The organism is Enorma phocaeensis (assembly GCF_900186505.1).
GTDB classification, from domain to species: domain Bacteria; phylum Actinomycetota; class Coriobacteriia; order Coriobacteriales; family Coriobacteriaceae; genus Enorma; species Enorma phocaeensis.
Window position 1 is genome coordinate 575,667 of sequence record NZ_LT891968.1, and the last position, 11,731, is coordinate 587,397.

The following is an 11,731-nucleotide window of genomic DNA, read 5'->3' on the forward strand; positions in this document are numbered from 1 at the left end:
CAGAAAATCGACGAAAAGCCGCCCCGAAGCCGCCCTCTCTCTATCGTTTTTCTGCTTGCGAACACCAAACCGGGCGCCGCCAGGACGCGCCCCGCATGCGGGCACATCGCCTGTCGTGAAAAGCGGGCCGCAGGCGGCGCATGTACGCTGCCTGCGGCCCGCGAGGATGCACGGTTCGCATCTACAGGCTATGTGTCCAAGCCGCTACGCCTGCTTGACTGCGCCGTCGGCGGGCGCATCGGCAGCGTTTCCGCGCGTGCAATGCACACGGCCCAGCTGCGACCACTCAGGCTCCTCGTCGGGAAGCGAGCCCGCCTCCTTGCCGAAAAGCTCCTTCAGGCAGTTGTAAGCGACGATCACGCCGAGCACCATGAGCAGGATCGCGAACACCAGCTGCAGACCGGAGGTCGCCATAACCGCCATGCCCTGCGCCTGGAGCGCCGCGATGCAGCCGATCGTACTCTGCACCAGCGAGGTGAACGTGCACACCAGCAAAAATGCAACCGGCACGTAGAGCATGAAGCCGCGGCGGCCGGTGCACTTGCAGAACACGGCGAGCGTGATCATGGTCATGCCGCCCAGCAGCTGGTTGGAAGCGCCGAACAGCGGCCAGATGTTGGTGTAGCCGCCAAACGCCAGCGCCAGGCCGAGCGCGAGCGTGAGCACCGTCGCGACCCAGGTGTTGGAGAGCACCTTGCCTGCACCCGTGGCGCCGGCGCCGGCCTCCTCGGCAGCGTCGTTGGTGGTAGCGAAGAACTCCTGGAACGAGAGGCGCCCGATACGCGCAACCGCATCGACCGAGGTAAGCGCAAGCGCGGAGACGCACATGGTCATGAAGACGGTTGCCAACGTCCCGTCGACGCCGAACGCCGTCATACCGCGGGCAACGCCCTGCGAGAAGATCTGGAACGGAGTGCCCACCGCAGCGCCGAGCGCGCCAGCGGTGTTCATCGTGGAGAACATGATGCCTGCGACAACGATGGCGAGCACGCCCACGAAGGACTCGAGCACCATGGCGCCGTAGCCCACCGGCAGCATATCCTGCTCCTTCTCGACCTGCTTGGACGAGGTGTTGGTAGAAACCAGGCTATGGAATCCGGAGAGCGCGCCGCACGCAACCGAGACGAAGAGCAGCGGGAACACGTAGCTGCCGTTGGCGGCAAGGGCGGAGATGTCGGCAACCGCAGGCGCGGTCATCGTGGCCTCGCCCGCCACGCCGAGCACGACGATACCCACCACCGCGCATGCAATCATGACGATCATCATGATGCTCGTAAGATAGTCGCGCGGCTGCTTGAGCGTCTGGATGGGCATGGCGGCGGCAAACAGCAGATACACCGTGATCACCGCGAACCAGCCGTTCTTATCGAGATAGACCGGGAACTGCATACCGACGGCGAACATGGCGACGAACAGCACCACCGCAAGCGCGAGCTCGCGCCAGCCTGAAAGCTGGAACTTGCGGTTGATCCATCCGAACGCGATGGCCACGAAGGTGAAGAGGATCGAGATGGTGCCCGCGGTGCCGCCGGCGTAGGAGCGCGCGAAGTCGACCGCGCCGTCCTCTCCCGCCACCGTCATGAACGTGCCCGCAACCATGTCGACGAACGCCGCGATAACGATGATGGTGAACAGCCAGCTAAAGAGCAAGAAGAGCCGGCGCCCGGTGCGTCCGATGTACTTCTCGATGAGCTGGGCGAGCGACTTGCCGTTGTTCTTCACGCTCGCATACAATGCGCCGAAATCGTGCACGGCGCCGAAGAAGATACCTCCCACCAGCACCCACAGAAGAACCGGCAGCCAGCCGAACATCATCGCGGTGATGGTGCCCGTTACAGGCCCCGCGCCGCAGATGGAGCTGAACTGATGCGAAAACGCCGTGAAGCACGACGCCGGCGAGAAGTTCTTCCCGTCCTCCATGCGGCGCGCAGGGGTGAGGGCCTCGCGATCGACGCCCCATGATTTGGCGAGCCATCGCCCGTACACCAGATACCCCGCGGCGAGCACCACCGCGGCAACCGCTACGACCACGATTCCGTTCATACGAACTTCCTTCCCTGGAATCCCATTCACCCGACGTAAGGCTCATCGCGGCCGCGCAGCCTGCAGGCAGATAAAAAACGGGAGCCTCGAACCCAGTTCGCGGCTCCCGTCTTCAAGCCGCCCGCATGCAGCGCGGGCGGACGATGTCTGCCCGTGCTAGCTAATAATCTCGCTGATAATGGCTAGTAGCTGCGTGCGCATGAATCGAAGATCCCTGTCTGTTCGACGCGAGCCGGAGCCCGCATCCCTATAGAACCAGAGAGATTGTGCCGCTTTAGCTTAGCAGAGTCAAACATGTTACATCTCTGTTGCAACGGCGCATCGCGCCGCACGAACCGTCCGGTACGGCTATGGGCGCGCCGCCCCGCATGGGCAGGCTTCCTCGTCCGCGCTGCCCGTTCCGTCGCCGGCGCATGCAGCGCCATCCGCGCCAAGCAGCCGAGCCGCAGCATCGAGGGCGTCGCATGTGCCTATGAGACCCACGGTGTCCCCGGCAACCAATCGCGTCGTCGCGTCGATGAACAGGGCTGTCTCGCCCTCGTGGCGCAGGGCCACGGCGTTTGCCCCGGTCTTGGCACGCAGGTCCGCTTCGGCAAGCGTTGAACCCGCAACCGGAGCCCCTTCAGCAACCTCGATCCAGTAGAGATCGACCTCAGCAAGCGACGAGGCCAGTCGCTCGAGCGCACGCGCCCTCGCCGCGCGCGAGTCATCCGCCAGCGCCGCATAGCCGCTCGCACGCAGCTCATCGGCGTACTCCTGGATCTGCCGCGGGCGATAGCCCAAATCAAGCAGGGCATGGCGCATGAGCTCGATACCGCCCTCCAACACGGGCCGCACCACCTCGTCGGCACCAGCGCCTACGAGCTCGGCGACCGCATCCTCATCATGCGCGCGCGTGATGATGCGCAAGCCCGGCGCCGCCGCACGCGCTTCTCGAGCGATGACCTCCGCCGCCGCATCACCATGCGAAGCGATGACGAGCACCCGCGCCGCCCCCAGATGGGCATGCGCCAGGATATCCGAATTCGCGGCATCTCCCACCAGCACGTGCAAGCCGTCGCGCTCGGCCTCCTCCGCCGTGGACAAGTCGCGTTCCACCACAAGGCACGGCACCTCGAGGCGCATCAGCACGTCGGTGACGCAGCGTCCCGCATGGCCGTAGCCTACGACCACCACATGGTCCGCCATCCCCTCGCGCGCGGGTTCCTCCGGCAGCTGACGCCGCTCGTACAGGGAACGAAGCCACGGACGGGAGCCCATCACGCGTTCCAAGGGCTCGATGGTCTTGAAGGCGAACGAGTTGAATGCTATCGAGAGCACGGCGCCGCCCAGTATCAGGCTGTACTGGTCGGCGGAGAGGATGCCGAGCGCCATGCCCGTCTGCCCGATGATGAACGAGAATTCGCCGATCTGCGAAAGGCCCGCCGCAACCGTGAGTGTCGTGTTCAATCCAGCGGAAAGTACCGGACCGAGCGCCATGTTGATTGCCCATTTCCCCACGATGATGAGGATGACGAGCGCAATGAGCTCCCCGGCATGCGCCGCAAGCGTGACCGGGTTCACCATCATGCCCACCGACGCAAAGAAGATGATCGAGAACAGGTCCTTGAAGGGAATTGCCTCGGCGGCGATGCGATGCGACAGCTTGGAGCCGCTCACCACCACACCGGCCAAGAACGCCCCCAACGCGACCGAAAGGCCGAACATGAGCGACGCCGCCATCGCGGTGCCAAGCGCCACGACCACGACGGCGAGCTGAAAGAGCTCGGCCGGGCAGAAGCGCGCGATGCGAGCCAGCAGCCACGGAAGGACGCGAGAACCCACCACGAGCATGAGCGCCACGAAGGCGGCGGTCTTCGCGAGGGCCTCCGCAAGGCCGCGCGCAAGCTCCGGACCCGAGACCTCACCCGGTCCAAAAACGACGGGCAGCACCACCAGGATCACCACCGTGGCAAGATCCTCGACGATCAGCCACCCGGTTGCCACGCGCCCGCCATGGCTCTGGTAAAGCCCGGCGTCGCTCAGGTTCTTGATGAGCACGACGGTCGAGGCGATGCTTACCGAAAGGCCGAGCATGACCCCCGCCTCGAACGTCCACCCGAACAGCCTTCCCAGCAGGCAGCCACCGATGGTTCCGAGCACGATCTGCGCGATGGCGCCCGGAACTGCGATGCCTTTGACCTCAGCCAGATCTTCGAGTGAGAAGTGCAGCCCCGTGCTGAACATCATGAACATCACGCCGACCTCGGACAGCTGGTTCATAGCATCCGAATCGCCGATGAAACCCGGCGTAAACGGACTCACCACCAAGCCGCCAAGCAGGTAGCCCACGATGGGCGGCAAGCGGACCGCGCGGGCAACGAGCCCGCCGGCAAACGCGGCAACGAGCGCGAACACGAACGTCATGAGCAAAATGGTGTCTCCGTGCATGGCACCTCCTGTTTGGTTGATCGCGCCACCGGACGGCAGGGTCCGCGCCAACGGCTCAACGCCGCAGCGGGTACGCGTTGCGTCCAGCTAGAGCGTCATGTTGGGGTCGGCGTCGATGTCGAGCGCAGAGAATTCGCCGCGATCGAACTTACGGCGCGCGACCTCGGCAATCATGGCGGCATTGTCCGTGCAGGCACCTTGCGGCGGCAGCGTCACCCGCACACCTTGGCGCCCGAGCTTTCTCGTCATCATCTCGCGAAGATGCGGGTTCGCCGCCACGCCCCCGCCGATGCAATACTCGCGCGCACCGGTGTCACGCAGCGCGTTCCATGCCTTCTTGTACTGCACATCGAAGACGGCTGCCTCGAACGACGCCGCGAGATCGGGAAGATGGATCACGCGGCCCGCTGCGGTTTCCTGCTCGATGTAGTTCACCACGGCGGTCTTGAGGCCGGAAAGCGAGAAGCGGTAGTCACCCTTGCGGTTGAGCGCACGCGGGAAGTCGATGGCCTTGGGATCGCCCGTCTCAGCAAGGCGCGAGATGATCGGCCCGCCCGGATACCCCAGGCCGAGCGCCTTGGCGACCTTGTCGAACGCCTCGCCCACCGCGTCATCGAGCGTCTCGCCAAGCACCTGGTAATCACCCCAATCGCGCACGTGCACGAGCATGGTGTGGCCACCCGACACGAGCGTGAAGATAAACGGCGGCTTGAGGTCGGGCTGCGCGAGCAGGTTGGCGAACAGATGTCCCTCGAGATGGTTCACCGCGATGAGCGGCACCCCCGCCCCGAGCGAGAACCCCTTGGCGAAGGCAACGCCCACCACCAGAGCCCCAACGAGCCCCGGGCCCTGGGTCACGCCCACCGCGGCAAGCTCGCACGGCTCGAGCGCGCCGCCAGCAAGCCCAAGCGTCGACGCGGCCTCTTCGAGCGCGGCATCGACCACGCCGACGATGACCTCGACGTGCTTGCGGGATGCTATCTCGGGGACCACGCCGCCAAAGCGCGCATGGAAGTCTATCTGGGTCGAAACTTGATTGGCGAGCATGCGTCCATCTGCATCGATGATGGCGACCGCCGTCTCGTCGCAAGAGCTCTCGATGGCAAGCACCGGCTTCAGGCGCTCGACGAGCGCACGCTCATCGGCGCTGCGCCGCGCCGCCGGTACGGGCCACGCGCGCATGGCCGCCGACGTGGGCTCCGGGGAAGCGGCGTCAACGGGAAGCGCCAGGGGCAGCTGCGCGGTCATGACGATGGCGTCCTTGCTCGGCCCGTAATAGCCTCGGCGGCGCCCCGCCTCCATGAAACCGAGGCTCGCATACAGCGCGATCGCGGCATCATTTCCCGCCTCGACCTCAAGCGATGCGGAGGTGCAGCCCAGCATCTGCGCGTCGTAGCTCACATGCGAGAGCAACTTGCGCGCGATGCCCTGGCGGCGGCGCTCGGGAGCCACGGCAACATCCAGAATCTCGATATCATGCTCGACCACCATGCCGCCGGCAATGCCCGCGAGCTCCCCGTCATCGTGAGCGACCCACCAGGTGCGGGGCACCGCCGCGTCCTCGCTGAACTCCGAGAGGAACTGCCCCGGCGTCCAGGGCGTGTGCGCCGCGCCGGCAAAGCACGTCGCTTCGAGGGAGGCCGCCGCCTCGGCGTCAGCCGCTCCCATGGGCCTGATCTGCAGATGACGGCCGGCAAGCTCGTCAGCGACGCCGGTGACCTCGCTGCGCGCGCTCGGGGCGGTCCCCAAACGCCGGCGCTCGTTCTCCTCGGCATCGGACAGACGCGTGTAGATGGGAAGCACCAGGGCTGGATCGCCGTCATCCCACCCGCGCTCCGCCGCTGCTTGCAGCGCCGCGCGCACGAGTCCCTCGCCCGTAGGATGCCAGAGCCCCTCTTCGACAAACCGCGCGAAGCCCGCCTCGCGGAAACGCGCCCCGTAGCGCTTGAGCCCGTCTCCGCTCAGTTGCAGCTCTCCTGCCTCCGGCATGTTCAGCCAGGTATCCACCACGGCCGCTGCCTTAACAACGCGCTCTCGGTCGAACAGTCGCTCGATACCCGCGTCATCGATGCGGTAAAGCGCCGGATACACCTCGCCGCGCATCGCGTCCGCGGCGATGCCCACAAGTCCGCGCACCCCGCCGCGCCACGCCGTCCATGCCGTCGCATCGAGCGTCGAGGCGCCGTACAACGGCACGTTCGCCCCGCATGCAAGCCCCTTGGCCGTCGAGATGCCTATGCGCACACCGGTAAACGAGCCAGGACCCCTTCCCACGATGAGGGCATCGAGGTCCTCGACGGCATAGCCCGCTTCGGCAAGGACGTCCCTTAGCGTAAGCACGAGCTCCACGTTCGCACGACGGCGGCAGAGGTGGTCGCGAGACGCCAGGATCTCGAGCGACGAGGCGTCTCCGCGCGCGAAGGCATCCTCATCGATCCGGGCGATCGCACACGCCAGCATATCTGTCGAGGTATCTATAGAGGCTATCAAACGCTGACGCGTAGTTTTTTCCATGCACAACCGTCCTATTGGCGTTCTGGTTCAGTGATGTGGCGCCGCTCCTCAGAAGCCACGAGCGCGTCATCGATTGCCTGCGCAAGCTCTTCCGCGCGGGTACCATGTGGTTCGAGCGCGATCGTCCGCTCGTCTTGCCCGACTCGCGTGATCACGACACCCAAGAACTCGTCGGTCAACTCGTCTTGGAACTGCTCGCCCCACTCAAGCAAGCAGACGCCCTCATAGCCGAGCACGTCGTAGATTCCCGTGTCCTCGAGCTCGTAGGCATGCTCGAGCCGGTAGAGGTCGAAGTGGAACAGGGGAATGCGCCCACCTTCATGCACCGCCATGATGGCAAAGGTCGGACTCGTCACGGGATGCTCGTCTCCAAGCCCTTTGGAAACCCCCTTCGTAAGATGCGTCTTCCCCACGCCCAGGCCACCGGTGAGCACCAGCACGTCACCATCGGCCAGCAAGGGCGCGATGATCTCGCCAAACTCCTCGGTATCAGCCTGAGAGCCGCTTTCATATCTGCCTCGCGACACGCGATTGAGCGCCATGCCTACTCCTCCACGTGGGGCAAGGGCGCCTGCGCGCCGTTGGATGCCGGCGCAACCGCAGCGTCGCCCTCGGGCACCTCGCCCACCGGGTGCCGTGCAAGCCAGTCTCCGAGCATGCGAAAGTCTTGCTCGAGCAGCTCTTGCCAGGCGGGGTTGCGGAGCGCGGCCGCCGGATGGAACGTCGGCATGACCACGAAATGGCCCGTTTGGTGGAACCTGCCGCGCAACCGGGTAATCCCCGTCTCGGTACGCAGGATGAAATGGGTCGCCGGGTTGCCCAGCGTTACGATCACGTCAGGCCAGATGCTCCTTATCTGCTCACGAAGGAACGGGGAGCACGCAAGCACTTCGTCCGCTTTGGGATCGCGGTTTCCCGGGGGTCGGCACTTGAGCACGTTGGCGATGTAGATCTCTTCGCGCGTAAGCCCTGCAAGCGAAAGGATGGCGTTTAGATTCTCGCCCGCGCGCCCTACAAAGGGCTCGCCCTGCAGGTCCTCGTTGCGACCCGGAGCCTCGCCCACGAACACCACGCGAGCATGCGGGTTGCCGACACCAAAGACGATGTTGGTGCGCGTCTGGCAGAGCTCGCAGAGCCGGCAGTCTCCCATCGCCGCCCTGATCTCCTCAAGGGAAACCTCGCGCGGGCGCTGGTGGTCGTGTCCGGGGATCTTAAGCATCGCCATCGGGAGCCTCCCTAGCTATCACAGATACACCTTCTCCAAGCGCATGCCAAAGCCGCACGCAACCTCGTAGTTGATTGTGCCGCGCAACTGAGCCATCTCGTCCATGGTGATGCACGCATCACCATCCCGACCGATGATGGTCATCACATCGCCGTACTCCGCTTCAGGAATCTGGTGGATCGGCGTCTGTTGGATGGCGACCATGCACTGGTCCATGCAGATATTACCCACTTGGCGGATGCGCTCGCCGCGGTAGAGAACCTCCATGCGGTTGGAAAGCGTCCGCGACAGACCGTCGGCATATCCTATCGGCAACGTGCAGATTTGCACCGCCGTGCGCGGAACGCGATAGGTGAACCCGTAGCTTACGCCCTCGCCCATCGCGGGCCGCGTGGTCCGTGTAACCCGTGCGCGCACGCTCATCACCGGCTCGAGCTCCATGGTGCGGCGCGATGCCTCGCATGGCTGCAAGCCATACAACCCCACACCCACGCGCACCATGTCATAGCGCACGGAATCATCCAGCATCGTAGCCGCCGTGTTCTCGCAATGCACCGTTCCGCAATCGTAGCCGGCATCCTGCATGGCGCGCACCGCCTCGTCAAAGCGCCGGCATTGCAGCTTATAGTCCCAACCGTCGATATCATCGGCGGTAGCGAAGTGGGTGAACACGCCGGCGCAGCTCAGGCCGCGATGAAAATCGATGCTGCGCCTGAATTCGAGGACATCCGCGTAGTGCACGCCGATGCGGTTCATGCCCGTTTCGATAGCGAGGTGATAGGCGCCGACTGTCCCCGCCTGAACCGCGCACTCCCCGTACGCGAGCGCGAACTCGACCGTATACACCGACGGCATGAGGTTGTGCTCGATGAGCAGCGGAACGGCTTCGACAGGCGGTTCGCTCAGAATCAGGATGGGCGCGGAGACGCCTCCCTCTCGCAACGCGACGCCCTCTTTGACCGTAGCGACCGCGAACATATCGGCACCAGCCGAGTGCATCACGCGAGCGCACTCCACCGCGCCGTGCCCGTATGCATCGGCCTTAACCACGCAGCAGAGGCGCTGGCGCGGACCTAGCAGGTTCCGGTACGCCCGCATGTTGCGTCTCAGCGCGCCACGGTCGATCTCGACCCATGACCAGCGCGTCTGGGGTATCTTCATCTGCAGCACGGGATTCGCCTCCTTATGCGTCCGATGCTGTGGACGCATCCAAGCCTTCGAGCGCTTCCTCGGTGATAAGCTGCATCGCCGGCCCGATAAAATCGATCAAGTCGGTCGCGATGACGCTCCTGTCGCCCAGCTGCGCCGCCGCTGCAAATCCCGTATAGGAGTGCACGTTGACTGCATAAGCGCATAAGAGCTCCCACGGATCGTCGAGCTCGCGACCGGCGAGTGCCACCGACCCTGCAAGGATGCCGGCAAGCACGTCGCCGGAGCCAGCCGTGGCAAGAGAAGCGGGACCGGCCTGCGGAAGCAGCACCTTCTCGACGCCCACAATCGCCGTTGTGGGCCCCTTGGCAACGATAACCATGTCGCTCGACCCACCGGCCCACAAGATGCGCTGAGCCGCATCGATAGCAGTTCCCAAGTCGACAACGCCCGCATCGTCCACAAGACGGCCGAGTTCGCGGTAATGAGGCGTGAGGATGAGCGGCGCCTCACGACGGTAGAGCTCGGGAGTCTGGTCGATGCCCCCGATGGCAACCTTGGAGAGGCAGTTCAGGGCGTCGGCATCGAGGATCAAGGGCACATCGAGAGCCATGAGGCCGTTCACGACATCGAGACACCCCGCAGCGGTGGTGATGCCCGGACCGCAGAGCACGCAGGAGAACTTCCGAGCGACCTCGCAGACCGCCTTACTCGCCGCCGCCCCAAAGGCGCCTCGGGAATCTGAAGGGATATCGATTACCGGAACCGAAGGAAGCGCCATGCGAATAAGATTCGCGCAGGCCGATGGAGCCGCAACCGCAACGTAACCCGCACCCGCCCGTGCCGCAGACTTCGCCGCCATGATGGCTGCTCCTGGATAAGCCGCCGAACCGGCTACGATGAGTGCAGAACCACGGGAATACTTATCGATGTTCGCAGGCAGCGGCATGAGGAAGTTGGTGAGATCGGCAGGCTCGACAATCTCAGCCGCATGCTCGACATCGCCAATGACCTCATCGAACTTATCGTACAGCCTACCGCAAATGATCTCGCCGGCATACTCCGGACCATCAGCGCTATACAAGCCGATTTTCGGAGCAATCATGGTTGCCGTAGCTGTAGCTCGCACGCAATCATCTTCGACGCGGCCGGTCTGAGCATCGAGGCCTGAAGGAACATCCACCGAGATCACCCGTGGAGCAAGGTCGTTGAGGGTGGAGATCCAAATGCTGAACGGAGGGCGCAGGGCACCATGGAAGCCCGTACCGAGAATCGCATCGAGAACAACATCAGCTCGCGCGATAAGATCGGCAAGCTCGGTACGGGACGGTCCCACGATCACGTTCACATCACGGCCAGCTGTACGGCGAGCGACATGTCGGGCTAGGGATGATGAGATCTCATCAGGCTCGAGCGGAGAGACCACATCGACATCAAGGCCTTTTTGGGATAGGATATCCGCCGCAACCCAGCCATCGCCGCCATTGTTGCCAAACCCAACAAGGACGAGGACGCGTTTGGGCTTGAGCTTAAGCACCTGCTCGGCAGCAAACTCACCGGCGAGTTCCATAAGCTCGGCCTTAGACGTGCCGGCTGCATCGATTATGTCCTCGAGGGCACGAACCTCATCACAGCTGAGAACTGGTTTCATGGCTACCTCCATGGTCGATTTCGGTCTCACCGGAAAGTGCGATCAACTCATCGGTCTGAATGCGCTCCAGGTCATCGAGAATCGAACGGGCCTCCTTGAACGAGCGAGCGATGCGCTGTCGCTCGGTTTCGCCCTGGTCCTTAGGACGCGGACGAGCGCCCTCGGTGATCGTCATCGCGTTGGCAACGGCAAGATCCGAAGACAACGACAATGAGAGCGCTACCTCGACGACGCCTTGCTCACGTGCAATCTCGAGCGCACGCCCGGCAAGCATCGCGATGGGGCGGCCGCGATCATCCCTCGACACCGATACATCTTTACGACCGATACCTTGAGAGAAGCCGGTGCCCAGCGCCTTGAGAACAGCCTCGCGCGCTGCGAAACGGCTAGCGTAATGAGCAGCAGGATGTGCCGAGCTATTGCAGTAAGCCTGCTCCTCCTCGGTAAAAACCCGCCTGGCAAAGGAGGGCGTGCGCTCTAGGATGCGCTCCATGCGGGGAATCTCAACGATGTCAACGCCGATACCTGCTTCAGCCATACCCACCTCCGGACAACATGCGGGATGATAAGGACCTCACCTATTGTAGCCATAAAGACGATATGAGAAAGCCATTGGAGGGAAAGCCTCCCCGCGGCATGCCGGGTCGCGGGCTGGGCGGGAACAATGGCTGTGTATCGTCAGCCTGCGGTGCCCGCCGTACCGCACGCATGGGAGGAGG

8 protein-coding genes are annotated in these 11,731 nt (G+C 64.1%); all 8 read right to left on the reverse strand.

The features are described from left to right. Positions 1 to 204: 204 nt before the first annotated feature. The gene (locus C1717_RS02930; protein WP_102371735.1) at positions 205 to 2,043 is read right to left on the reverse strand and encodes a carbon starvation CstA family protein; all 1,839 of its coding nucleotides are present in this window, start codon (positions 2,041 to 2,043) and stop codon (positions 205 to 207) included. 348 nt (positions 2,044 to 2,391) lie between these two features. Next, on the reverse strand, positions 2,392 to 4,473 hold the full coding sequence (locus C1717_RS02935) for a monovalent cation:proton antiporter family protein (protein ID WP_102371736.1): 2,082 nt from the start codon (positions 4,471 to 4,473) through the stop codon (positions 2,392 to 2,394). Positions 4,474 to 4,560: 87 nt separating this feature from the next. Then, positions 4,561 to 6,987 (reverse strand): tRNA (adenosine(37)-N6)-threonylcarbamoyltransferase complex transferase subunit TsaD, encoded by a 2,427-nt coding sequence (gene tsaD / locus C1717_RS02940; protein ID WP_102371737.1) that lies wholly within the window; start codon positions 6,985 to 6,987, stop codon positions 4,561 to 4,563. A gap of 11 nt (positions 6,988 to 6,998) precedes the next feature. Then, positions 6,999 to 7,529: a tRNA (adenosine(37)-N6)-threonylcarbamoyltransferase complex ATPase subunit type 1 TsaE gene (tsaE, locus tag C1717_RS02945; RefSeq protein WP_102371738.1), complete on the reverse strand. Its 531-nt coding sequence runs from the start codon at positions 7,527 to 7,529 to the stop codon at positions 6,999 to 7,001. Between the two features lie 2 nt (positions 7,530 to 7,531). Then, positions 7,532 to 8,212, reverse strand: coding sequence for a uracil-DNA glycosylase (locus C1717_RS02950; protein WP_102371739.1), 681 nt, complete (start codon positions 8,210 to 8,212; stop codon positions 7,532 to 7,534). Positions 8,213 to 8,230: 18 nt separating this feature from the next. Beyond that, complete coding sequence (gene alr, locus C1717_RS02955) at positions 8,231 to 9,373, reverse strand: alanine racemase (RefSeq protein ID WP_180965822.1); 1,143 nt, start codon at positions 9,371 to 9,373, stop codon at positions 8,231 to 8,233. Positions 9,374 to 9,395: 22 nt separating this feature from the next. After that, positions 9,396 to 11,012, reverse strand: a complete 1,617-nt coding sequence (locus C1717_RS02960) for an NAD(P)H-hydrate dehydratase (protein ID WP_102371741.1) — start codon at positions 11,010 to 11,012, stop codon at positions 9,396 to 9,398. Beyond that, the gene (gene acpS / locus C1717_RS02965) at positions 10,990 to 11,550 is read right to left on the reverse strand and encodes a holo-ACP synthase (protein ID WP_102371742.1); all 561 of its coding nucleotides are present in this window, start codon (positions 11,548 to 11,550) and stop codon (positions 10,990 to 10,992) included. The genes C1717_RS02960 and acpS overlap by 23 nt, the downstream gene beginning before the upstream one ends. Positions 11,551 to 11,731 lie beyond the last annotated feature (181 nt).

Bases quoted from the DNA above. Each gene is read 5' to 3' on its own strand.
- C1717_RS02930 (WP_102371735.1), bottom strand. From the start codon at position 2,043: ATGAACGGAATCGTGGTCGTAGCGGTTGCCGCGGTGGTGCTCGCCGCG.
- C1717_RS02935 (WP_102371736.1), bottom strand. From the start codon at position 4,473: ATGCACGGAGACACCATTTTGCTCATGACGTTCGTGTTCGCGCTCGTT.
- tsaD (WP_102371737.1), bottom strand. From the start codon at position 6,987: ATGGAAAAAACTACGCGTCAGCGTTTGATAGCCTCTATAGATACCTCG.
- tsaE (WP_102371738.1), bottom strand. From the start codon at position 7,529: ATGGCGCTCAATCGCGTGTCGCGAGGCAGATATGAAAGCGGCTCTCAG.
- C1717_RS02950 (WP_102371739.1), bottom strand. From the start codon at position 8,212: ATGGCGATGCTTAAGATCCCCGGACACGACCACCAGCGCCCGCGCGAG.
- alr (WP_180965822.1), bottom strand. From the start codon at position 9,373: ATGAAGATACCCCAGACGCGCTGGTCATGGGTCGAGATCGACCGTGGC.
- C1717_RS02960 (WP_102371741.1), bottom strand. From the start codon at position 11,012: ATGAAACCAGTTCTCAGCTGTGATGAGGTTCGTGCCCTCGAGGACATA.
- acpS (WP_102371742.1), bottom strand. From the start codon at position 11,550: ATGGCTGAAGCAGGTATCGGCGTTGACATCGTTGAGATTCCCCGCATG.